The sequence below is a fragment of the Caballeronia sordidicola genome (assembly GCF_000729995.1).
Classification (GTDB): Bacteria; Pseudomonadota; Gammaproteobacteria; order Burkholderiales; family Burkholderiaceae; genus Caballeronia; species Caballeronia sordidicola_A.
Map to the genome: position 1 here is coordinate 127,271 of NZ_JNFG01000002.1, position 23,155 is coordinate 150,425.

The window sequence follows — 23,155 nt, forward strand, 5'->3', positions numbered from 1 at the left end:
AAATGGAATTTCATGGCGGTGCGTGAACGCGCGCTTATTTTCCAATGTCGTCAAGGCTCACGCCGTTTGTCTCGATGCGAAATATCCACGTCACCACGGCGCCGAGAATCGATGTGGCCACGAGAATGTAAAGAAGCGGACCGGTGCCTATGCCCGTGAGCAAAATGGGGAAAAGGAATGCGGTCGCGACCGCGCCGATCTTGCCGACGGCTGCCGCGAACCCGGCGCCGGTGCCGCGAATGGCCGTCGGAAACACTTCGCCTGCCAGCAGGTAGGTCTGTGCGTTCGGACCCAGGTTGGTCATGAAATTGAAGAGCATGAAGCCGGCGAAAATCACCACGGTCTTGGTCGAGCCTTCAAAACCATCGGAGAACGAAGCAATCAGCAAGCCTGCCGCGCAGCCGATGAAGCCAACGACTTGCAGCCAGATTCGTCCAACCCGGTCCGCGAGGATGACCGCGAAAATAATGCCGACAATCAACAGCATGGTGATGAGGGCGGAGCCCTTGGCTGCGAGTATGTCGTTCAGTATCAGGTCACTGACGCTGCGAACATGATCGGGCTTGCTGCCGAACGCCGCTGCGAGAATGGTCGGCGTGAAGATGCCGATCCCGTACGTGCCGAGATCCTGCAGGAACCAGGGTACCGAGGCCAGGATCGTGGCTCGCAGGTTGCGCCGCGCGAACAGCGCCAAAAAGCTCTTTTCGCCGCCGTGACCGGTGGCGGCCCTATCCATTTCGCGCGACAACGCAATGTTCGTCGGGTACTGCGGGCTGCGCACCAGCAAGCGCTGCGCAGCGGCTTCCGCGCGGTCGACCGCACCACGAATATGCAGCCAGCTTGGGCTTTCGGTGATGTAGAAGCGGCCGACGGTCACCGCCAGCGCCGGTATGATCGCGGTGCCGTACATCCAGCGCCAGGAATCGAGGGTGGGAATTGTGGACAGGACCAGGAAGCCCACCGCCGTGCCGCCGAGCGCGCCGAGGGCCTGAAAGCCGAACGCGGCGAGCACAAGCTTGCCCCGGCTGCTGCTGGGGATGCTTTCAGAGATGATCATGTGCGCGGTCGGGTAGTCGCAACCGAGCGCCACGCCGAGTCCAAACAGGCAGATCACGAGCGAGGTGAAGTTGGTGCAAAGAACGAGCAGCACCAGGAACGCCACGAAAATGATCATCTCCACGATGAACATCCGCTTACGCCCGAAGTAGTCGGACATGCCGCCGAGACCCACCGCGCCGACCAGGATGCCCATCAGGCTCGCGGCGCTGATGAAGCCGTTCTGTGCCGCACTGATGCCGAACTCGCGGGAGATGAGCGGGAGCGCCACACCCGTCATGAAAACGACGAATCCTTCGAAGAACTTTCCCGCTGCGGCCAACGCCCAGATGCGCCATTGCATCGCGGTCATGGGTACCGACGCGAGATGAGTTCCATCGGGCCACATCGGGTGCTCGTCGATGTACTGCTGGACCGATTTCACACCGTTGCTCTGTAACCTGTCGGACTCTGCCACATCATGCATAACTCGCTCCTGGTGCAATTGCGGCTATTGCGATGGCGATTAAACGCTGGAGAGCAGTTCCCCGCGAGCGTCTTCGCCTCGTCGAGCGTGCCTTTTGCGGCACGCGGATCTGGTTATTGCTGGCTGATGCAACACGTCTCGTTCGATTGTCGAAGCGAATCTTTCGCCGAGAATGTGCGATGCCAGATTTCCATCGTGACGGGGGCAGGTGTCGTGCGGATGACAAGAGCAGGTCGAGGGCCTGCTAAGGTTTGTAAGCTTGGGGCCAGTGAGGAAGGAAGGCCGATGCGTTCGCGGCTTCGTCGTCGACGAAAACGTCTGTGCGTTCGCGTGCGGCTTTAAATGCGCTTCTGTTGGGAGGTATTTATCGGGTTAATCTATTTGTATGGATTCTCCGCGAGCCACCTTTTGTGCGGGGCGGAGTAAGACAGCGCTTTCAGTTTGTAAGTTATCCATAGCGTTTCGCTTTAACGGAGCCGCGTTGCCAGCCAAGATTCTTGGCGTAGCAACGCGAGCGCGTGTTACCGGTTCCAGCAATCATCCAGCCGAGGCCGATTCATTCGCCGAAGCCTGCGGATCACGATCCGCAAGATCCTCGAGCAGGGAAGCCGATGGAACAAAGAACAGGCCACCGGTGACCGCGCGGCTGTAGTCGAGAAGCCGGTCGTAGTTGCCTGGCGGGCGTCCGACAAACATGTTCTCCAGCATTTGCTCGATTGGCTCGGGCGAACTCGCATAACCGATAAAGTAGGTTCCAAACTCGCCCGCGCCCGGGCGGCCGAATGCCATGTTGTGACGCAGGATTTTCACTTCCTGACCGTCCTTTTCGATCGTCGTCAGCGAGCTGTGCGAAGACGACGGCTTGACTCCGTCGGCAAGCTCAACATCGGATAATTTCTTGCGGCCGATAATGCGTTCCTGCGCCTCGACTGGAAGTGCGTCCCAGCCAGCCATGTCGTGCAGGTACTTCTGCACCATCACATAACTGCCGCCCGCAAATGCCGGATCCTGATCGCTGATCAGGGCAAACTCGACCGCCTCGCGGCCCCTCGGATTCTCGGTGCCGTCGACAAAACCCACCATGTCGCGCAGGTCGAAATAGCGAAAGCCATGGACTTCATCGACGACAGAAACCGCGTCGCCCATGCGCTCCATCAATAAAGCGGCAAGTTCAAAGCAGAGATCCATATGGTCCGCGCGGATGTGCAGCAGGAGGTCCCCCGGCGTGCCAATCGCGCGGCGTCCGCCCTCGCCAAACTCGCGGAACGCATGAAGGTTCGCGGGGCGCGGCGCGCCGAAAAGCGTATCCCAACCGTCAGAGCTGAAACCGCACACGCACGAGAGGTTGGCCGGAGGCGCGCGCGTGCCCACCGCGCGAACCAGGCCGGCGACGTCAGCGCATAACGCGCGCACTGTGCTTGCGCTTTCGGGACCGGCTTTAAGCGTGGCGACCATGAAGATCGCGCTACGGGAGATGGAATCGCAAACAGCTTGAGGCTCTGGAATGTCGGTGGGCATCGGATGAATAGTCTCGATTTGTCAGAGAGTCCGGCGACCGAGGGCGCGCTTTATCGATGCCAAGACTCCGTTGCGGGATGTTTTGACAAGGTTAGTCAATTCCGGGGATCGGCGCGAGCTTGAGGACAGATTTTCTGTTTGGTGTCGGCGGACAAAGTCGGGCAGGTGATGCTTTCTCGAGTGATCGAGGGGGCAATGTACGAGGTAAGATCATCCTGTTAAAGTAATGACGTTATTCAGGTATACCTCCTGACAGGTTGCACATGCCTCACGAAAACTTGAACGAGAGTGCGAGCGCGAACGACAACCGGCTCGGCAATTATCTGAAGAACCGGCGGACGAAGCTCGATCCCGCGACCTTCGGCTTTTCCGGAAGCCGGCGGCGCACGGCAGGACTTCGCCGGGAAGAGGTGGCGCAGCGCGCCAATATCAGTGCGGCCTGGTACACGTGGCTGGAGCAGGGGCGCGGTGGCAATCCATCAGCGGACGTGCTGGACCGTATCGCGAAGGCACTGATGCTGACCGAGGTCGAGCGCGAACACGTGTTCCTGCTCGGCCTCGGGCATCCGCCCGAAGTCCGCTATCGCGGCGGTGACGCGATCACGCCGCGGCTGCAACGCCTGCTCGAGGCGTTGCCCTATAGCCCGGCGATTGTCAGGACGGCGACGTGGGACGTGGTCGCCTGGAACCGTGCGGCTGCGGCCGTGCTTACCGACTACGGCTCCCTGCCACCCGAACAACGCAACATCCTGCGCATGATCTTCTGCGACCCCCGCGTCCGTGCTGCGCAGTTCGATTGGGCAAGCGTGGCCCGCTTCGTGGTGAGCGCATTCCGGATCGATGCCGCACGCGCAGGCGCCGACGCCGAGGTGGCGCCGCTCGTCGATGAACTATGCCGGTCAAGTCCCGAGTTCGCCGCCATGTGGCGGGACAATGAGGTGCAGACCTACGGCGAAGGGGTCAAGCATTTGCGCCATCCGGTGCTAGGGCCGATCTCGCTGGAATACTCTTCCTTCGCGGTCGATGGGCGGCCGGATCTGCAGATGATCGTCTACAACCCGGCGACACCGGCCGATCAGGAGCGGATCCGCGCTCTGATCGGGGTAACACCGGCAAATCCGTCTGCTTAACACTGAAAGCATCGCTTGCCAGCTCAATGCGCTCCAAGGTCGCGAGAAACGCCTTTGATTCATCCGGTTCGATCAAGCGCATCTTTAGCCGCGTGAGTGCCCAATAAACTTATCGCGGCCCTGGGTCTCGATGGGACGACGTCTTGCGTTCAAGCGTACAAAGCGCACGCACGGCAGCGATGAGGGCAACTTCGTGATCGATGCCGCGTGCCCTAACGCTTGGGCCCTTTCATAATTTCGGACTCCATCGCGGCATTCCGCTCCTCGCTCGCCTCGATGGCATCCATCTCTTCTTCCACGGAACCCATTGCGCGCTCGGCGGCCCCTTTCGTCTCGTCTGCCGAGGCGTCGAATTCGTCGTCTTCGTCGCCCGGCGGTTGCAGCATGTCCTTGAGCATCGCGCTTAGCTCCGACGTGTCCCAAGGCAGGCCGCGCTGCTTCTGCGATTTAATGTAGTGCCTCACTTCCGCGTCCTGCTCCGGGGTGAGGGGCAACCTGCGAAAGGTGGTATCAGGGTCAAGGTCTGTCATGGCTTTCTCCGGCGTGCGCTTGCCTCGTTAGTGTAGCGCCGTTGCGGATCCGTGATGCTGCGATGCCGTGAAAGGGGTATTTCCGCCGTTGAAGATTCAATGTGGGACGCGTGCAGCATACCCACCATAGGCTTAGCCCGACCCTGAGCGGGCCCTCTTTTTTCGAAAGCGGACGGTCAGGTTAGCAACTCCATCCTGAACCTGCTCCTGAAGCGAGGTATGTGAAAGCACCGGACTCTGGATAGGCGGGGAGCGACGCAACGCCTCCCATCAGCGGCGAACGAGGAGAAAACTACAACCCGAGAACCAATGCCTCGCGCCGACCGAGCGCCCAGGTTCCACATCGCGCACGTGAGGCAACATTGACCTCAGGCATGTAGTTCAAAAAATGAAGAGTTGCCCCACGATGGACCAGAAGCCGCCACGTATCGCATTCTTGTTCTCGCGGAACCAGACCATAGCGACTGACGTTGCTGCTTTGGACTCGCCGTCCGGATCTCCTGCAGGAGCGAGGACTACCTCGCCGGCTGGAAGCGCCACTGGGGGGAATCCGGCGGCCTTCTCCATGAAGGTAACGAAATGGCCGGGACCCAGATCCCTCTTCCGGTCGTTCCATGATGTCAGGTAACTTACCCTTTCCACGCCGAAATCGAGCACGAAAGCAGGGTTACGGAAGTCCTTGAAGCGGTACGTCAGCCAGTTTTCGAAGACCCGCTTGATGAGCTGGCCGTGGTAGAAGTAGACGAACTCTTCATACTGCAGATTCCACAAACGAATGAATAGCTTCTTTGCCGTTATTGCTTCGGCAGCCCACTTCGGATCAGGCGCGCCGACGAATGGTGCAAGTCGCTGACGCTCTGATAGATCGTAGAGCTCAATGAAGATCTCTCCGTAGGTTTTGTGACAGGTATTGAGCAGGTTGATTCGAGCGGCTTGCCAGTTTCTCAAGCCAACCAGCATGGTGATCATCGCAGCGATGACGGCGATAACCAAAGCAGCTAGTGCGAACGTATATTTCGCCCAGACGGCCACATCTCCAGCAGTTGCAGGAACCGACTCCACATCGACGTGCAATGGCTGATCCAGGTTTATTCGGCTTCCAGGCTGTAGTGACACCGAAAACGAATACGATGGCGGCCCGCTTGCGGCTACGGCGGAGGCCGTTGCGGATCCCGGTGCACCCGGCGACGAACTGGGTTGATTGGCTTGCGCGTTCGTGGTTGCTTCATTGATTGGCGCCGAAGAAGCTGCCGTATCTGACGCGGCTGAACCGGGAGTCTGCGCCAAGACCGGACTACATGGCACGGTCAGCGTGAAAGCCATCACAGCAAGGCCCGAGATTAGGCGAGCTATTCGTGTCCGCACGATCGGATCTCCCGTCTATTGGCGTGGCTTCAGCCGAGCGCCACAATTATAGGAGGACGCCGCGACGACAGCGAAGGTATACAACCGCGTTTCCGTCTGGAAGCGAACGTTTCTTGAGCAGGGGCGACAGGCTCCCGGTATCGAGGAAGGACGCGCAACCATGGAACGGGTAACCGACTTGCTCTTCGAGCTTGCGCATCTGCTGACTTACCGCACTGTGAGTCACCTGCAATTCCACAGCGGCTTGCGTGAAGCTGGCGAGTCGGCCGGCGGCCTCGAAGGCACGCAAAGCATTGAGTGGCAGCAATATCCACTTCATTCGCAAGAGTTTGTCTAACGCGGATAGTCAATTTATCTGGTTTGCCAGCAGGCCACACGACAGATATCCTCCTTACTACACACTTTCTCCGTTGACCCGCATGCTGAGGTGTACCGGCGGTTTTGTCCTCTTTGCCGCTCTGCTCCACGCCGGCTGGAACGCGATGCTGCACGGCAACGACGACCGGTTCCTGTCCATGACATGAATGGGCAGCGCCATCGCGGCGGTCGCAACGCTCGTGATCCTGGTCGCGCCGCGGGATGGCCCGTAAATCGTCGCATCAGGACTCGTGCATATAGTCTACAACGTGGCCCTCGTGCGGTCGTACCGCCGCAACGATCTGGCGCAAGCGTATCCAAGTGTGCTACTCGTCGCCCCTGCTCGTCATCGCTCGTTGGCGGCCTGGTCTCGATCGCGGCGTATGGCATCGTGATATGAGCGTTGCAGTCGGGCGCGATGGCCGCGGTATCGGCTTTGCGCGAGACCAGTGTGGTGTTTGCGGTGCTGATCGGACGAATGTTTCTGCGGGAAGCGGTCAGTGGAAAACGCTGGCTCGCGTGCGTGATCGTCGCGGGTGGGGCGGTTTGTCTGGGGCTTTGACATTGCCTAAAGGATGGATTCATGCTTAAAAAGATCGCGACCGACCTGCTTGACATCGCCTATGACGAACAGGGGGAAACCGACGGATGGCCAGTCGTTCTGCTACACGGTTTCCCCTACGATATCCACGCGTACGAGGACGTGGCGCCACGCCTGATATCCCAGGGTGCCCGCGTTATCACACCTTTTCTTCGGGGATATGGGCCAACGCGTTTCCTTGCATCGACAACGCTTCGTTCGGGCCAGCAGGCAGCGCTGGGGTCAGACCTGTTATCGCTGCTCGATGCGCTTCAGATTGAACAGGCCGTGCTGGGCGGATATGACTGGGGAGGCAGGGCAGCATGCGTCGTGGCCGCGCTGTACCCGTCGAGAGCGCGTGGACTGGTTTCGGTGAACGGCTACAACATCCAGAATATAGCCACCGCCATGCGGCCAGCCAGCCCCGAAAAAGAACATCGCATGTGGTACCAATACTATCTTCATGGCGAACGCGGCCGGGCCGGACTGACTGAAAACCGGCGTGCGTTCTGTCGACTCTTATGGTCATTATGGTCGCCGACCTGGCGCTTCGACGACGACACCTTCGCGTGCTCGGCAGCTGCGTTTGACAATCCGGATTTCGTCGACGTTGTAGTCCATTCGTATCGGCACCGCTTCGGACTGGTCGATGGTGATCCTCAGTTCGACGATATGGAGAGTCGCTTGTCCAGCATGCCGTCGATCACCGTGCCCACGATCACACTCGAGGGGGACACGGACGGTGTCGCGCCGCTGGGAAGACAAGCAGACTTCAAGCGCTTCACGGGACGCCATGAGAACCGCGTCGTGCCGAATGCAGGTCACAATCTTCCGCAGGAGGCACCAGAAGCGTTCGCCGCCGCGGTTCTTGATGTCAACGCCTGGGTCGATTGATGCTCCCCGCGTGAGGCGATTAGTCAAAGGACGATTCCGGCCGTTGCGCGCAGCGAAGACGACCAAGGCGAAGTCTTAACGTAGGAAAAAACCCCTTTCTTGAGGGCACCCCCAATCGCACGCATTCCTAATTTTTCGGTAGCTTGTATTTGAGTGCCTTCTTCGCCCATTCTCAATCTCCGTGAGGAATATCAATATGCCAAAGACTCCAGACCACGCCCCGTTAATTCTGATAACCGGTGGAGCTCGTGGCGTAGGCGCGGCGACTGCGCGGCTTGCTGCCGCACAAGGTTACGATGTAGCGATAAGCTTCGTCTCCAACGAGTCTGCCGCCCTCGCTGTGGCGGCTGATGTAGAAGCTGTTGGGCGCCGGGCTTTAGCCGTGCGCGCAGATAGCGCGGATCCCGAGCAGGTCGCTCAGCTATTCGCCGCGATCGACCGGGAGTTCGGCCGGATCGACGTTCTGGTGAACAACGCCGCGGTACTTGCGCCGCAGTCCCGGCTAGAGGATCTCGAATTCGAGCGGATGCGGCGTATCTTCGCGGTCAACTCGATCGGCCCTATCCTCTGTGCACAGCAAGCGGTTAAGCGCATGTCGTATCGTCACAACGGGCGGGGCGGCTCCGTGATCAACATCTCATCGGCATCAGCACGGCTCGGCAGTCCTAACGAATATGTCGACTACGCTGCGTCGAAGGGTGCCGTTGAGACATTCACTACCGGCTTCGCCAAGGAAGTCGCGCGGGATGGGATACGCGTCAACTGCATTCGCCCTGGGCACATCTACACTGACATGCATGCCAGCGGCGGAGAGCCGGGACGGGTGGATCGCGTCAAGGACTCAATCCCCATGGGAAGAGGTGGTCAACCTGAAGAGGTTGCGCGGGCGATCCTATGGCTGGCAAGCGCCGAGGCTTCCTTCATCACCGGCACGTTCCTCGATGTCACTGGCGGCAAGTGACCCACAGGGTGCGGCGCCGGGCTCTTCCCTCGCCGCACCGTGCTCAAGCATCTGCGCTCAGGCGCTCTCGAGACACGACTACCTTTCGCCTCTTGGCTGCGAGCACATCAACCTCACCGGCGATGCCCCGGGGGACGTTCTCTCTGGATTGGGACGATGAAACGCACTGGGGGCCTCAACACCCGATCGCTGGGTATGTGCATGGGATCTCCGTGAGACTCGGTTTTAACGGCCGTGGACTTGGCAGTCCGATCTCATTGGGGCACCGGCGTTCTACGTCCCGACAGCCAGCGGGTCGGCATAAAAGGTCAATCCTTCACGGAAATAGAACTGCGCTTTCGCGGAGCGCGCTTTTCTCTTGCCGTTTTCAACGCGAGCTCGGCACGCTTTGTTTGCGGCGTGCGGTTGGAAACCTGAATGCGCCGTCCTGTCGCAAAGGCTTCCGCGCGAGCGGCACGCTCGGCAGCCCATGCTGGATTTACCCGAGTCTCGACCTGGCTAAAGCTAAACGGCAGATCCGCTTCTTCGGGTTGCCAATCGATGCCGATGACCGCGCCGGTTCGACGATGCTTCATCGTCACGGCGCCTTCAGCCTTCGGATCCAGCCCGCAGTGCCGCATTCCCCAATGCCGAGGAGACACCCCTGTTCGCCAAGGACATCGAGGGTAAAGCTCTTGCCAAACGGGGGGGGGAGATAGCGCCCGTCAGGTTGCGATCAGGGAGTGGCGCGGCCAAAACCATAGCGAGTCGGTACTGCTTAGATAAAGCGCTTAAAAATGGAGGCTCCGTGAGCGACGTCCGCACGACCATTGTCACTGACAAGACGACACCAGGATATTGGCGCGTCAGGCAGAGGTCGGCCAGGAGCGTTCAATCAACCTCCGTTTCTGGATACTGGCAGGGTCAATTACCGGTCCAAACCACGCGATCATCCACGGCGTAAAGCCTGCAGTCCGCAAGCCCGTGTCGGTTGCACAGCGCGAGCGCCCGCGCGGCAGGATCAGAAGGTAGGGAAGCGTCTTGCGGTGTTGTACCCACAGCATATTGCCCGCCTCCTCCGCTCGAGATGACGAACGCACGCGGAAAGGGTTTGGACTGGTATGCGTGATAGGCGTTTTTACCGGCATCGCCGAGTAAGGAAAGAGGGGCGACAGGGGGCACGTCAGTGGTTTCCTTGCCAGGTTGAAACCAGTCTTTCAAAGGCCGTTCCGCCAACCACCGCACCTTCAGTCCCACCGACATCTGTGGCTCGGAGTTCGGGAACTTCAACGCGTGCTCACGTCGGCCGACCCTCACTTTGGCCTCAGCCATCATCTGTGATAGCGACTTCGAGACATCGAAGGCGTTCGCAAACAGTTCCTCGGTGAAAAAGGTGTTGCGACTGTCAGCCTGGCATCCGAAGGACGCTCGCTCGCCCGAGGCCGACGTGATCACGATGCGCCGCTCACCCTGCAGTTCGGGTAGGAACGACCCGGAAAAGCAGGCGGCAAGTATCACGACCGTCGGCCGATCACCCAGAGGAGCGAGCGCGGCCGACAGTTGCGTGGCGGTCATGGGCTTGAACTCGTGGTGCGCGACATTCACGCTGAGAATTTTCCGGTTGCCGTGGGTGGAAATGAAAACCACCACGATGTCATCGGGTCCGGCATGGCTGGAAATCTGTTGTACTGTTTCGGCAAGCGTCGCCGGAGTCGCAAACGGGAAACGCAACTTATCTGTCTGCTGCCCATTGCTGTCTTCGTACTTCAGCACTGGTCCGCTCAGTTCGGAGAGTCGGCGCGAAACCAGCTCCATGTCATTCTGAAAGGCGGTGGAGGTTGAGTTCATGGCGAAGCCGGCAAACCACACGCGTCGACCTGTCGCCTGGGTTGTGGCCTGCACGGCCTGCGCATCTTGCTGCTGCTGAAGCGCCGTGCTCTGTTTCTGCGCATCTGGGTCACTAGGCGACAACTCGGCACATCCGATCAAGGCAATGGTTACCAACAGTGCTGAAAGCACGCGCAAGTAGAGTGTCGGTTGGGCTTGTCTCATTTGTTTTTCGTCCAGTTCGTCTTACGCGCCATTCGCACGGGCACCGAGACCGACACGCTTTCTCTAGCGCTTACAACCCGCCATCGGTTGCATCGTAAGACAGACGCAATCCTGAAAGGGGCACTTGTGTTCAAAACGGAGGCTCGACGTAGTTCGTTAATACGTCCGGCTTGTCAAACGACACGCCTGCAAACACTCAGCACTGCGAGCGCGCAGAAACCCGGCCTGTTTATCGCAGAGAATATCCGTATCGCAAAACTACGTTCGATTTATTTGTATTTGTCTACGATAAGCGTAGCAATTCGCAACTCCGTTACTCCCTATGGACAGGGTATCGCGGGGCGGCAGTCTATCTAGCCGACTGTGTCCGTGGCGAGGCTCGGTTTCAAGCACCTGACCTATTCTTTGATTTGGACGACTCGTCGACAATACGGTCTGAAACTGTCCCTGGTGGGTCGATTTGTGTCAGGCACAAGCCCCTGATTGTCCAGAGACTAATACATGTCAGCCGAATGCGCTCAATCGCCGTATATCATCAAGCCCCCGTACGAAAGTAACAGCCAAGGAGAAAGCTTTGGAAAAGAGTCGTCTTCGCCTATATGCCGATGCTCAGTTTGCGAGCCCCTACGCCATGTCGGTTTTCGTGGCTCTTCACGAAAAGAAATTGCCGTTCGACCTTTCGACTGTGGATCTCGGCGGTCATGCGAATCGCGAAGCAAGCTACGCTGCCAAGTCGTTGACGCAGCGCGTACCCACGCTGACGCATGGAGATTTCAGTTTATCGGAGTCCTCAGCAATAACCGAATATCTCGACGATGCATTCCCGGAGACAATCGTCTATCCACGCGATCACCATCTTCGAGCGAGAGCACGTCAGGTGCAAGCGTGGCTCCGTAGCGACCTGATGCCTATCCGACAGGAACGCCCGACGGAGGTAGTGTTCTACGGATATCGCGGAGCACCGCTCACCCCTGCAGCAAACGCGGCGGCGCAGAAGTTGTTTTCAGCGGCTACGGCTTTGCTTTCGGCTGATACAGCGGATCTGTTTGGAACGTGGTGCATCGCCGATACCGATCTGACGTTAATGCTAAATCGCCTCATTCTGAATGGCGATCCGGTACCGAGTGAGTTGATCGATTACGCTACGCGTCAGTGGGAGCGACCCTCCGTGCAGCGATGGATTGAATTGAACCGTCCTCCGCTTTGAACGTGTGAAGCCGAGCGAGATGCAGGTTCTGCGGCTCGCGTATTCTTGCTCGACTCCGACTTTTGTTCGAGTCGGCGGCATGGCCGGTAACGCCGTGGTCGACGCTATGAACCAAAGCGATACTTGCTGATCTCTCGCGAGCTGGCAAGCAAAGCACGGGTTTGGCGGTAAAACGACCACTAGACCGAGATCGCTTTCAGTTCGTCTGCAAGATAGGCAACAAATGCGCGGGCGGCCGGCGGAGCAGCCCGGGCAGCGGGATAAACAGCGTTGACTTCAAGTGGCTCGACCGCCCAGTCCGGCAACAAGGGGATGAGCCGGCCATCGGACAGCTCGGCACGGCACCCCCAGAACCCCGTTGCCAGAATCCCGAGGCCGGCAACGGCCGCGGCTGTGGTCCCTTCGTTCAGGGAGATGGTCAGACGTCCCTTTCCGTGGACCATGGCCCGGTGTCCATCCTTCTCGAAGGTCCATCCTCGCACCCCGGCGCCCGATGGGGTCATGATGAAGGTATGGTCGGCCAGATCGTCTGGCTCGACCGGCATTCCCTTGTTGGCCAGATAGTCCGGTGAGGCGACTAGCATGCGGGGGCAGCGCCCAAGCATTGTTGAGGTGGCATTCGAGTCCTTCAACTGTCCGAAGCGAAGCGCCACATCCACGCCTTCAATGATCAGATCCTGCCGCTCGTCGACCATTCGCAAGTCAACGTGCAAAGCCGGATGCGCGCTCATGAACCGTCCTATCCTCGGGATAACCTCGCGGACCCCGAAACTGGTCGACAGGGCAACGCGTAGATGGCCTCGCAGCTCCGCGGTTCCTCGCGCAGCGTGGTCTGCTTCATTCAGGGCGGAGAGAATAGCTTCAACGCGGGCGAGGTAATCGGTACCTGCTTCCGTCAGCGTGACGGCTCGCGTGCTTCTCACGAATAGCGCAGCGCCGACTTCCTCCTCAAGTTCCGAAATGCGCCGCGATGCCGACGGTTGGCTTAAGCCCAATTCCCGGCCAGCTTTGGTGAAACTCGATGTATAGGCAACCCGTACGAACAGCTGGAGGGTCGATAGTTTGTCATTCATTCGCGCGGAGAATAACTGAAAGTCATCTCGGCATTCTACCGCCATCGGGGCAAATGAATCACTATTCACTTCACGCGAGGATGAGGCGATAAAACTGACTGGATTTCGAAATCAATTTTTGAAGCAAGCCAGTCAGTGCAAGGCCGATTTTAGGGCAGGGTTGCCCTCACGGGAGTAGAGAAAATCTCCCGCGCGACGACGGCCAGACCGTTGCGGCAAGTCACTACAACTACACAAAGCGTTATGGCAAGTATCGCAGTCGATGCGCCATTCGTTCTCGCTACGCAAGACTGTTTGTCCGGCCCGGGTATTCGCAAGTTAGCGCAATGCACCCACATTCAGGCTTATCGGAGCCGCCGGCTCAATCGGCGTCAAGCCAAACAATTAGGTCTTTCTGGAGTTAAGCATGAGCACGTCACAAAAGGTTGTCGTCGTTACCGGCGCATCGCAAGGCATTGGTGCCGACGTCGTCAAGGCATTTCGCAAACTCGATTACCGCGTCGTAGCGACGGCACGTTCGATCAAACCGTCGGAAGATCCGGACATCCTGACGGTCGCCGGTGATATTGGGGACCCCGCAACCGCTCAACGCGTCATCTCCGAAGGCGTCGCAAAGTTTGGCCGGATCGACACGCTGGTGAATAACGCCGGCATATACATTGGTAAGCCTTTCACGGAAAACACCAAGGAAGACTACGCCGCTGTGATGAACGTGAATATGGCGGGCTTCTATTACATCACGCAACTCGCCATTGCCGAAATGGAAAAGCATTCGAGCGGCCACGTGGTTAGCGTGACGGCTAGCATCGGTGACGTTGCGATCAGCGGTGTGTATTCGGTACTGGCAGCGCTGACCAAGGGCGGTCTGAACGCCGCCACGAAGTCACTGGCGATTGAGTACGCCAAGAAAGGGATTCGCGTGAACGCCGTTGCGCCGGGAGTCATCAAGACGCCAATGCACCCGGTGGAATATCACGAGATGCTCGATGCATTGCATCCGCTGGGTCGCATGGGCGAGACGAGCGATATCACCGACGCGATTCTGTTCCTGGATTCGGCTCCGTTCATTACGGGAGAAATCCTGCACGTCGACGGCGGCCAAAGTGCCGGCCGCTAAGCACTAAGACTTTCGGGCGCCGCTGACGCTCAGTACGGTGGCTGCCAACAGATGGACAGTTACGCAAACCGGGCAATGGACAACGGGTTGACCCAGGCGCAACTGGCGTAGCGCCTTTACGGCACTCCCAATCGTGAGAGATGCCTTTGAGAAGTGGCCCAAAGGAGCGTTTCGCAGCGACTCGCAAGAGCTGGATTCTGCGACGTCTACGCGGTTCCAGTAAGATCGTCGCAAAGCCGAAGCATGCTTATTCGGCTACCTCCCTGCGATCCTGCATTTGCTCTTCTTCGGTTGAAGTTTCCATGAAAAAAATTGGCTTTCTTTCTTTTGGCCACTGGGCCAATTCTCCGCATTCGCGGGCACGCTCGGCAGCAGATGTGCTTCTGCAATCCATCGACCTGGCAGTCGCCGCCGAAGAGCTCGGCGCAGATGGAGCGTTCTTCCGCGTCCATCATTTCGCTCAACAATTGGCATCACCTTTTCCATTGCTTGCAGCCGTTGGCGCAAAAACTAGCAGGATCGAAATCGGCACGGGTGTTATCGACATGCGTTACGAGAATCCGCTCTACATGGCGGAAGAGGCGGGCGCAGCCGATCTGATTGCCGGCGGACGGCTGCAACTCGGCATTAGCCGAGGCTCGGGTGAACAGGTTATCGATGGATGGCGGTACTTCGGGTACGCACCTGGCGAGGGCGAAACGCATGCCGATCTGGCGCGTCACCACACGGAAGTCTTTTATGAGGTGCTGCGGGGCAAGGGCTTTGCGCAGCCGAATGCAAGGCCCATGTTTGCGAACCCGCCCGGCCTTCTGCGGGTCGAGCCGCATTCCGAAGGTCTTCGCGATCGCATCTGGTGGGGTTCGGGCTCCGACGCAACCGCAGTGTGGGCGGCGAAGATGGGCATGAACCTTCAGACCTCGACATTGAAGAACGACGAAACGGGCCGCCCCCTTCATGTCCAGCAAGCAGAGCAGATCCGCGCCTACCGTGACGCCTGGAAAGAGGCGGGACATACGCGAGAGCCGCGGGTGTCGGTCAGCCGGAGCATCTTCGCGCTCATGAACGACCAGGACAGGATGTATTTTGGGCGCGACGCTCAGAGCCGGGACTCGGTCGGATTTCTGGACGACGATGTCCAAAAGATCTTCGGACGCAACTACGCCGCGGAACCTGAAGTCCTCATCGCAGAGCTGGCAAAGGACGAGGCGATCGCAGCCGCCGATACGCTGCTGCTCACCGTGCCTAATCAACTGGGCGTTGAGTACTGCGCGCACGTAATCGAATCGATAATCACGCATGTCGCCCCTGGCCTTGGTTGGCGCTAGAGCACAACACCTTTTTGAAGGGCCGGAAAATGGCCAAGAAGGCCATGGTGTTGTGAATCCGGCTCGCTCAGGAAGACTGGGTCAAGCCACATAGCGCTGTGTTTGGAAGGACCGGGCAACTGTTCGTTGCGAAATGTTGTGTGCAGCCGATCGTCAACGGGCAGGGGCCGGCCGGAAAACGACAATCGATCGTGCAGCTTGCGGGCCATTCAGCCGTTTGCTTGAATCAAAAATCAGTCATTGAGATTGCGACGATTACGCCACTCCAAACCCTCGAAAAACTAATCTGCTCTGCGAACCTTTCAACCCCGGTCTCGGCCGTCAGCTGCGGGAGTGTTGGACGCTGACTGTTCATTGGGAATGTCCCAGCTTGGCGAGGCGAGCGCGTAGCTCCGCGTTTTCAGTTTTGAGTTGAGCCAAGCGGTCGCGAAGTGGGCCAACAGCCTCGGCGATTTCCTGCTCGGTGAAGCGTGGTGTCATGTGCTGCGGGCAATTCCAGTCGAACGTTTCCAGGCGCAGCAGGAAGATGCGTTCGAGCTTAGCCGGGTAGTCGGGCACAGTGACAAGTTCGGTCAGTGCAGGGTCGTCATCGAGCGCAAGGGTTTCCACATGCGCGTAGACCTTGAGCCGCGCGCGATGGGCGTAGTCCATCAGGAACAGGCTGGCCCGATCATTAGCCGCGAGGTTGCCAGTGCTGATGTATTGGCGATTGCCACGATAGTCGGCAAAGGCAAGCGTGCGTTCATCGACGAGTTTCAGGAAACCGCGCGGACCGCCTCGATGCTGGACATAGGGCCAACCCGTCTCCGAAACCGTCGCCATGTAGAAACTGTCGCGATCGGCGATGAAGGCGGCTTCGTTCTCCGTGAAGCGGTCGAACTCGCGGTGTCCCTTGAAGTCCTGCCAAATGCGATCGGCGCCCATCTTGGCCTGCACGGCCCGGACGCTGGGTGTCACGGCAACATCGAGAAAGCCATAGGACATGACGAGGCTCCGCTGCTGGAAATAGTGCGGGCCGGGGGCTGCACCGCCCCGGCCCGATTGGCGTCACGCGGCTTCTGCAGCTCGCACAACGGGAAAGTCGATTTCTGTCTTGGCGACTTCGTTGAGGTAGTTCGTGAAGCTGTTTTCCGCGACCAACGCGACGATCTCCACAACCTGAGCGTCGGTGAAACCGGCATCGCGGACAGCCTTGATGTCGCCGTCGCTGACGTGACCGCGCTCCTTCGCCACCTTGGCGGCGAACTGGACGGCCGCGTTCGCCTTCGCGTCTCCGGACTCGCCCTTACGGTTCAGCGCGATTTCTTCCGGGCTGATCTTCGCCAGATTGAGGCCAAGATAGGTGTGAGCGGACAGGCAGTAGTCGCAGCCGTTGACCTGGGCGACGGCCAGCGCGATCCGTTCGCGGGTCTTCAGGTCGAGGGTTTTCGAGAGCGCGCCCTGAAAGCCGGTAAAGGCGGTGAGCGCGGCGGGGCTGCTGCCGATCAGACGGAACAGGTTCGGCACGACGCCGAGCTGCTTGTGAACGGCATCAAGCGCGGGCTTGGAGGCTTCCGGGGCGGCGTCAAGGACCGGGATCGAGAGGCGGGACATGATGGAGTCTCCTTTGAGATGTGCGAACCGGAATTGGCTCGTCTGGGAAACATCATGCGGCTTTTCACTTCCATAGATAATCCGGTAATCTTGGGAATCATTTCACCGAAAAATGGGAGGGTGGATGGACCGCTTTGAGGCCATGTCGATGCTGGTGACCGTGACCGAGACCGGAAGCCTTTCGGCAGCGGGACGTGCTTTGAAGGTGCCCTTGGCAACGCTAAGCCGGAAAATCACTGACCTCGAAACACTTCTGGGCACGCGCCTGCTAATCCGCACAACGCGCAAGCTCATGCTGACGGATGCAGGTGTTGCCTATGTCGCCGCTGCGCGGCGCATTCTCGAACAAGTTGAGGAAGCCGAACAGGCGGCTGCTGGCGAATTCACTACGCCAAAGGGCGAACTTGTCATTACCGCGCCAATTCAACTAGGCCGGCTGCACATCCTGCCTGTGGTGGCGGACTTCCTTGCCCTGTTTTCCGAAATCAACGTTCGCCTGATGCTGGCTGATCGCAACATCGATTTGATCGATGCTCACGTTGATATGGCCGTGCGGATCGGAAAGCTCCCCGATAGCTCGATGGTGGCCACACAGGTTGGCCTTATGCGGACGGTGGTGTGCGCAAGCCCCGCGCTCATGGACGGGTCCGGCGTGCCTCGGACCCCGGACGATCTGCTGAAATTGCCGTGCGTCACCGTCGATACGCCGTTGCCTTCGCCCGATTGGCGCTTCAAGGCGCCAGGATCGGGCGCCACCTTTGAGGTTCCTGTTGTGCCGCGTCTGTCCGTGACGACGACGGAGGCGGCAGCACAAGCCGCGATCCGCAGCGTCGGGATAACGCGGCTACTGCACTATCAGGTCGCCGAAGCGGTCGAGGCGGACGCGCTGCGCATCATCCTCGATGCGTTCGAACCGGACCCGGTGCCTGTGAACCTCGTCCATGCCTCGCGCGGACAGATGCCGCTCAAGATGCGCCGCTTTCTTGACTTTGCCGCCCCGCGCCTGCGCGACGTGTTTAAAAAGGTTGCCGCATCGGTCGGGCAAGTGTAGCCAGCCCCGGGTTTCGACCAAATGGGTGAGGCCGCCGACGTTCCTCCAACGCGGTCGCATGCGCCGATGCAAACTGACACTCCGGGGAACCGCTCCCTTTGCCGACGATATGCTGGACGAACCCAAAAACATCGGCCGTTGTACCGCTCAAACGGCCATTTAAGGTAAGTGGACCCGACGGGCTGTTGAGGGTCGACTTCGGCAGCTCGTCATGGAACCCGGTGCGACCGGCTTAAGACATTCGATGACCGCGACCAGGATGGCAATAATCGTGGATATAGGGGTGTGCCGTCGAACGCCAGCTTAATCCATCGGCCACTACTGCTGCGTGAGCATCAGGTTCAGGTTCTGAACAGCAGCGCCGGATGCGCCTTTGCCGAGATTATCGAAAACCGCGGATAGCAGGACGTGCCCGTGTTCCATGTTAGGAAATACGCTCAAGCGCATATCGTTCGTACCGTTCAGCACTTGCGGATCCAGGTGCTTCAAGACGCACGATTCGTGCAGCGGCAAGACATGTACGTGGGCCGCCTCGGCATAGTGGCGTGCGAGGCATGTGTGTAACGTGGCGCCGTCCACGTCGGGTGCCAGCAGCCGCAACTCCAGGGGTACCGTCAGCACGATGCCCTGGCGGAACGCACCATACGCAGGGACGAAGATCGGACGCTGCGCGAGCCCGGCGTGCTGCCGGATCTCCGGGGTGTGCTTGTGCGCGAGCTCCAGACCATATACCTGGTATGACGGTGCGTTGACGGCATCGTGCCCCTCGTGTTCCTCCACGCCGGCACGACCGCGTCCGGAGTAGCCGGACACCGCGTAAATGCTGACCGGGTAGTTGCCTGGTATGAGCCCGGCGTGCAGCAGGGGACGCAGCAAGCCAATTGCACCGGTCGGATAGCAACCTGGATTGGTGACCCGACGAGCGTTCGCAATACGCTCAGCCTGTCCCAGAGTCATTTCCGGAAAGCCGTATGTCCAGTCCGGCTGTGTGCGGTGGGCGGAACTTGCGTCGATTACTCTGACGGCAGGATTAACAATGGCGTCCACTGCCTCGCGCGCGGCGGCATCGGGCAGACAGAGGATGGCGATGTCGCACGCGTTGATGGCTTCGGCACGCCGCCGCGGATCTTTGCGTTCTGCAGCGGCAAGCGTGACCAGTCTAAGGTCGGTCCGGTTGCGCAGCCGTTCGTGAATTTGCAGCCCGGTGGTGCCTTGGTCGCCGTCGATGAAAACAAGGGGAGAGCTCATGCGAGGAATACTCCGGTCATGGGTAATAACAAGTAGAACGAGCCCGCTATCTTCCGCGCACCGCTAGAATAGAGAAAGTTGAATTTCATAACGTGAACATTCAGTTTTTCTGAATCTGGACGCCGACATGCGAGAGATCAGCCTGGACCGCTTGCGCACCCTGGTCGCCATTGCCGACCGTGGCTCATTTGCCGATGCGGCCCGCGCGTTGCACCTGGCGCCGCCAACGGTCAGCCTCCACATTGCTGAACTCGAAGAGCGTATTGGGGCTCCGCTCCTGTCACGCAAGCGCGGGCATGTAAGGCCGTCGGTAATAGGAGAGGTGCTGGTGGAGCGCGCGCGTCGACTGCTGGCCGATGCAGAGCAGGCGTTAGACGATATTCAACGTCAGGTGCAGGGCCTCGAAGGGCGCGCGCGGCTCGGTGCGTCGACTGGCGCGATCGCGCACCTGTTGCCGCAAGCGCTTGAGGTGCTGCGCCAACACCATCCTGCTATCGATATTCAGATTGCAGTACTCACTTCGCAGGAAACGCTGTCCCGACTGGCGGATGGAACGCTGGATGTTGGCCTGGTCGCACTGCCTCAGCCGCCGGTGCCTGGACTCGTGATAAAGCCGTGGCGCCGCGACCCCGTGATGGCCTTTGTGCCGGCGCATTGGCGGTGTCCGGCTCGCATCACGCCTGAGTGGCTCGCCACTCAACCTCTCATTCTCAATGACGCGACCACGCGTCTCTCGCGTCTGACTGCGGAGTGGTTCGCGACCGGAGGGCACCATCCTGCGCCGCGCATTCAACTCAATTACAACGACGCGATCAAGAGTCTGGTAGCGGCAGGTTACGGTGCAGCGCTGTTGCCCCATGAGGCCACTACACCATTACCCGACAGGCGCATTGTCATGCGTCCGCTGCGCCCGGCGTTGTGGCGTCGGCTCGGCATTGCGCATCGTGCGGGGCACGTCGAGCGTTCCACGCAACACGTACTCGATGTGTTGTGGGATCTGCGATTGGCGTAGGAATTGCCATTTGCCGCTTCGGTTCGTTCTCGCTGGGACAGTAGCCTTTCGCATACCACGACGAACGAATCGCCGTTTTGTAGAAGGTTGACCGGGTGAATTGGATAGCGATCCACCGATCGCTGGCGCGCAGGTCTCGAGATGTGTCTGCCGATTGCATTGGAGGGCAGCCGGCCAACACCGGCCGGTCGACGGTGTTGCAAAGATCGTCAATATTGTGGTCGAGTTCCACGTTACTAATGGATAGGGCATCACCCGCCCCGCATTCGACGAGGTCCAGAGGATCGAGCGCTCGAACCTAAGCTATTGTTTAACCCACTGTCGAGCAAAGGCAAGTAATCACAATTTTTCATTGTCATTAATCTGCCTCACAATTAATAAGTTGAAGAAACCACTTCGTGTACTAGACTGCTCGATAACTTCTGTCTGCGCCCATCTTCTAAATACAAAAAAACTCTACTTCCTGTCGACCTCTCCCGACATTGAGACACAAGGTGTACCGCCTTGTGCCGCACATGAACCGAAGTCGTGCTGAAGTCCGTGCCTAATCGGTTGCGTCCTTGTCAAAGCGCATTCGGTATGCCTACTGCCCGGTTGCCGATGGCGATCCAGTTCATGCCCCAGGAAAGGGAATTATTATGCAAACCGCATGCAGGCCAATTTGCAGTGTGCACTCCGTTCACCGTGCCCTGATTGTTTTCAGCCTGCTCACGGCTGCCGCATTCCAGCCCGCCGCAGGTCAAAGTTTTGTCATCAGGAATCTCGGCACGCTCCCTGGCAATGCGAGCCAGGCTAGCGGAATCAACGAGCGCGGCCAGGCGGTCGGTTTCTCGAACATCGTGAGCGGGGACCAGCACGCTACCCTGTTTGAAGACGGGAAGGTGATCGACCTGGGCACGCTCCCCGGTGACAACAATGCTGCCGCAGACGGGATCAACGATCGCGGCCAAGTGGTCGGCTGGTCCACTGCAAACGGGAACAACGAGCGCGCCTTTCTGTTTGAAAACGGGGTGATGACCGATCTGGGCACGCTCCCCGGTGGCAACGCCAGTATCGCCACAGCCATCAACAATCGCGGCCAGGTGGTCGGTTGGTCGACCGATGCACTCACGGATGCCAAAGCCGTTCGGTTTGAAAAAGGTGTGGTGACCGAGCTGGGCTCGCTCGGTGGCTACTTCTGCTGGGCTTTTGGGATCAACGATCGCGGCCAGGTGGTCGGCGGGTCCACTACCGCAACCGACGGCAACGATCACGCCTTTCTGTATGACAACGGCGTGATGACTGACCTGGGCATGCTCCCCGGCGGCAACAGCGCTGACGCTTTCGCGATCAACAATCGCGGTGAGGTGGTCGGCCAGGCGGCCACTCCAGGCGGGTACGAGCATGCCTTCCTGTATGAAAAAGGGGTGATGACCGACCTAGGCACACTCCCCGGTGGCAATATCAGTGCTGCGTCCGGAATCAACGATCGAGGCCAGGTGGTCGGCTCGTCGACCGATGCAAGCGGGAACTTTCACGCCTTTCTGTATGAACACGGAGTGATGACCGACCTGGGCACGCTCCCCGGTGGCAACGGCGGTTCGGCTAGCGCAATCAACAGTCGCGGCCAGGTCGCGGGTACCTCCTCGACACTTTATACCCCGTGGAACGCCGTCATCTGGAAGCCGAAAAGATGATTGCCGATCTCCAGCGGTTGACAGAACATTGTTAAGCTTGCGGGACCGGCGATCGCGCGTGGTCTCGCCCAGCGCCCGTCGTGTCGTGCCCTGCCCTGAACAGGGATGGCCACTCGAACGCGGGCCGTTACGTCTGGCCGCGGCTTTCTCGTGCAGGCTACGGGCCACCGGTTGGTTGCGGGTGCAACCATGCAGCGTGGGGACACTATCTGAATGAGAAAGGGAGCATTATTCCAAGCGGAGAGTAGCCCGTTCGCGGCCAAGACCAAGTGGCGACCGCCGTGCCGTCCGAAACGTCCGGTCTCGGCGATCTCGGATGACTGAAACGGGTCGCTCACGGAATTTCGGCGCGGGACCGGATTGGCCATGAACCTCCGTTCGCCCGCACTGCCGCATGGATATTTGGACGTCGGTCAGCGGACAAACTACGAATGATAGTTACACTGGATACCCCATCTTCATGTGCCAGGAGACTTCTATGAGCAAGCATACCCTTGTACGGACTGTCGCCACGTTGCTGTGCGTGGGTGCCCTGACGGGCTTGACCGCCACCCCGGCTCAAGCAGGCGGCGCGCGGGTGAAATGCCATCTGACCTTCAGCATGTCCGGATGGTCGGCGATTTATCAGCATGCCGAAGGACGCGGCAGAGTAACTTGCGATAATGGGCAAAGGGCCGCTGTCACGATCAGCGTGCACGGCGGCGGCCTGACGGCTGGCAAGTTCCACGTCAACGGCCACGGCGATATCAGCAATGTCTACAGCATCAGGGATGTGTACGGAAGTTATGCGCAGGCCGGTGTTTCGGCCGGCGCGGGGAGTAGCGGTACTGCCCAAGTGCTGACCAAGGGAACGACCTCGATGGCGTTGAGCGGCAGCGGTGAAGGCGTAGACCTTGGTGTAGCTGTCGATGCTTTCAAGATCGAACCGGTGCGCTGAGACACCAGAGATGCTCAGACGTATTCCC

General features: G+C 59.3%; 21 protein-coding genes and 2 pseudogenes. 11 read left to right on the forward strand and 12 right to left on the reverse strand.

Annotation, left to right across the window (positions count from 1 at the left end; all coding sequences use genetic code 11):
• Window positions 1-34: 34 nt before the first annotated feature.
• Both FH08_RS0101535 and FH08_RS0101540 read right to left on the reverse strand, forming a co-directional pair.
• The gene (locus tag FH08_RS0101535; RefSeq protein ID WP_031356621.1) at window positions 35-1,522 is read right to left on the reverse strand and encodes an MFS transporter; all 1,488 of its coding nucleotides are present in this window, start codon (window positions 1,520-1,522) and stop codon (window positions 35-37) included.
• 537 nt (window positions 1,523-2,059) lie between these two features.
• Window positions 2,060-3,040, reverse strand: coding sequence for a Dyp-type peroxidase (locus FH08_RS0101540; protein ID WP_051887630.1), 981 nt, complete (start codon window positions 3,038-3,040; stop codon window positions 2,060-2,062).
• A gap of 263 nt (window positions 3,041-3,303) precedes the next feature.
• Between FH08_RS0101540 and FH08_RS0101545 the strand changes: the two genes are divergently transcribed.
• Window positions 3,304-4,170 carry a helix-turn-helix transcriptional regulator gene (locus tag FH08_RS0101545; RefSeq protein WP_035565035.1) on the forward strand — a complete coding sequence of 289 codons (867 nt, stop codon included), beginning with the start codon at window positions 3,304-3,306 and terminating at the stop codon, window positions 4,168-4,170.
• Between the two features lie 212 nt (window positions 4,171-4,382).
• Here FH08_RS0101545 and FH08_RS0101550 read toward each other — a convergent pair whose 3' ends face one another.
• From FH08_RS0101550 to FH08_RS53175, 3 genes and pseudogenes are all read right to left on the reverse strand, one after another.
• Entirely contained in the window at window positions 4,383-4,700 is a 318-nt protein-coding gene (locus tag FH08_RS0101550; protein WP_031356624.1) for a hypothetical protein, read from the reverse strand.
• Between the two features lie 381 nt (window positions 4,701-5,081).
• Window positions 5,082-5,774 (reverse strand): hypothetical protein, encoded by a 693-nt coding sequence (locus FH08_RS0101555; protein WP_152602707.1) that lies wholly within the window; start codon window positions 5,772-5,774, stop codon window positions 5,082-5,084.
• Between the two features lie 463 nt (window positions 5,775-6,237).
• Window positions 6,238-6,384, reverse strand: a pseudogene (locus FH08_RS53175) (LysR family transcriptional regulator); the annotation flags it as partial.
• Between the two features lie 100 nt (window positions 6,385-6,484).
• On the opposite strand from FH08_RS53175, the pseudogene FH08_RS49995 reads away from it, so the two are divergent.
• The 3 genes and pseudogenes from FH08_RS49995 (at window position 6,485) to FH08_RS0101575 (ending at window position 8,857) form a co-directional block, all read left to right on the forward strand.
• A pseudogene (locus FH08_RS49995) lies at window positions 6,485-6,984 on the forward strand (hypothetical protein).
• A 21-nt stretch (window positions 6,985-7,005) separates the two neighbouring features.
• Complete coding sequence (locus FH08_RS0101570; RefSeq protein WP_031356626.1) at window positions 7,006-7,896, forward strand: alpha/beta fold hydrolase; 891 nt, start codon at window positions 7,006-7,008, stop codon at window positions 7,894-7,896.
• A 196-nt stretch (window positions 7,897-8,092) separates the two neighbouring features.
• Window positions 8,093-8,857 (forward strand): glucose 1-dehydrogenase, encoded by a 765-nt coding sequence (locus FH08_RS0101575; protein WP_031356627.1) that lies wholly within the window; start codon window positions 8,093-8,095, stop codon window positions 8,855-8,857.
• 308 nt (window positions 8,858-9,165) lie between these two features.
• Here the strand turns inward: FH08_RS0101575 and FH08_RS52445 are convergent, their stop codons facing one another.
• Window positions 9,166-9,432: a hypothetical protein gene (locus FH08_RS52445; protein ID WP_160172427.1), complete on the reverse strand. Its 267-nt coding sequence runs from the start codon at window positions 9,430-9,432 to the stop codon at window positions 9,166-9,168.
• Between the two features lie 328 nt (window positions 9,433-9,760).
• Window positions 9,761-10,888, reverse strand: a complete 1,128-nt coding sequence (locus FH08_RS0101585) for a C13 family peptidase (protein ID WP_031356629.1) — start codon at window positions 10,886-10,888, stop codon at window positions 9,761-9,763.
• Window positions 10,889-11,462: 574 nt separating this feature from the next.
• Here FH08_RS0101585 and yfcF point away from each other — a divergent pair.
• On the forward strand, window positions 11,463-12,095 hold the full coding sequence (yfcF, locus tag FH08_RS0101590) for a glutathione transferase (protein ID WP_031356630.1): 633 nt from the start codon (window positions 11,463-11,465) through the stop codon (window positions 12,093-12,095).
• 179 nt (window positions 12,096-12,274) lie between these two features.
• On the opposite strand, the gene FH08_RS0101595 is transcribed toward yfcF, so the two are convergent.
• The gene (locus FH08_RS0101595) at window positions 12,275-13,168 is read right to left on the reverse strand and encodes a LysR family transcriptional regulator (protein ID WP_031356631.1); all 894 of its coding nucleotides are present in this window, start codon (window positions 13,166-13,168) and stop codon (window positions 12,275-12,277) included.
• Between the two features lie 406 nt (window positions 13,169-13,574).
• Here FH08_RS0101595 and FH08_RS0101600 point away from each other — a divergent pair, with 406 nt between their 5' ends.
• Together FH08_RS0101600 and FH08_RS0101605 are read left to right on the forward strand one after the other, a co-directional pair.
• Window positions 13,575-14,285, forward strand: a complete 711-nt coding sequence (locus FH08_RS0101600; RefSeq protein ID WP_031356632.1) for an SDR family NAD(P)-dependent oxidoreductase — start codon at window positions 13,575-13,577, stop codon at window positions 14,283-14,285.
• Window positions 14,286-14,587: 302 nt separating this feature from the next.
• Window positions 14,588-15,610, forward strand: a complete 1,023-nt coding sequence (locus FH08_RS0101605; RefSeq protein ID WP_031356633.1) for an LLM class flavin-dependent oxidoreductase — start codon at window positions 14,588-14,590, stop codon at window positions 15,608-15,610.
• Here the strand turns inward: FH08_RS0101605 and FH08_RS0101610 are convergent.
• The 3 genes from FH08_RS0101610 to FH08_RS0101620 form a co-directional block, all read right to left on the reverse strand.
• Window positions 15,607-15,819 (reverse strand): hypothetical protein, encoded by a 213-nt coding sequence (locus tag FH08_RS0101610; protein ID WP_031356634.1) that lies wholly within the window; start codon window positions 15,817-15,819, stop codon window positions 15,607-15,609. The genes FH08_RS0101605 and FH08_RS0101610 overlap by 4 nt on opposite strands.
• A 142-nt stretch (window positions 15,820-15,961) precedes the next feature.
• Window positions 15,962-16,594, reverse strand: a complete 633-nt coding sequence (locus FH08_RS0101615) for a pyridoxamine 5'-phosphate oxidase family protein (protein ID WP_031356635.1) — start codon at window positions 16,592-16,594, stop codon at window positions 15,962-15,964.
• A gap of 63 nt (window positions 16,595-16,657) precedes the next feature.
• Entirely contained in the window at window positions 16,658-17,203 is a 546-nt protein-coding gene (locus tag FH08_RS0101620; protein WP_031356636.1) for a carboxymuconolactone decarboxylase family protein, read from the reverse strand.
• A 124-nt stretch (window positions 17,204-17,327) separates the two neighbouring features.
• On the opposite strand from FH08_RS0101620, the gene FH08_RS0101625 reads away from it, so the two are divergent.
• A complete protein-coding gene (locus tag FH08_RS0101625; protein ID WP_031356637.1) occupies window positions 17,328-18,254 on the forward strand; it encodes a LysR family transcriptional regulator in 927 nt (308 codons plus the stop codon).
• Between the two features lie 318 nt (window positions 18,255-18,572).
• On the opposite strand, the gene argC is transcribed toward FH08_RS0101625, so the two are convergent.
• Window positions 18,573-19,502, reverse strand: a complete 930-nt coding sequence (argC, locus tag FH08_RS0101630; protein ID WP_031356638.1) for an N-acetyl-gamma-glutamyl-phosphate reductase — start codon at window positions 19,500-19,502, stop codon at window positions 18,573-18,575.
• A gap of 127 nt (window positions 19,503-19,629) precedes the next feature.
• Here argC and FH08_RS0101635 point away from each other — a divergent pair, with 127 nt between their 5' ends.
• From FH08_RS0101635 to FH08_RS0101645, 3 genes are all read left to right on the forward strand, one after another.
• On the forward strand, window positions 19,630-20,514 hold the full coding sequence (locus FH08_RS0101635; protein WP_031356639.1) for a LysR family transcriptional regulator: 885 nt from the start codon (window positions 19,630-19,632) through the stop codon (window positions 20,512-20,514).
• Between the two features lie 560 nt (window positions 20,515-21,074).
• Window positions 21,075-22,190, forward strand: a complete 1,116-nt coding sequence (locus FH08_RS0101640) for an HAF repeat-containing protein (protein WP_235210259.1) — start codon at window positions 21,075-21,077, stop codon at window positions 22,188-22,190.
• Window positions 22,191-22,668: 478 nt separating this feature from the next.
• Entirely contained in the window at window positions 22,669-23,127 is a 459-nt protein-coding gene (locus tag FH08_RS0101645) for a hypothetical protein (RefSeq protein ID WP_031356641.1), read from the forward strand.
• The last annotated feature ends 28 nt before the right edge of the window (window positions 23,128-23,155 follow it).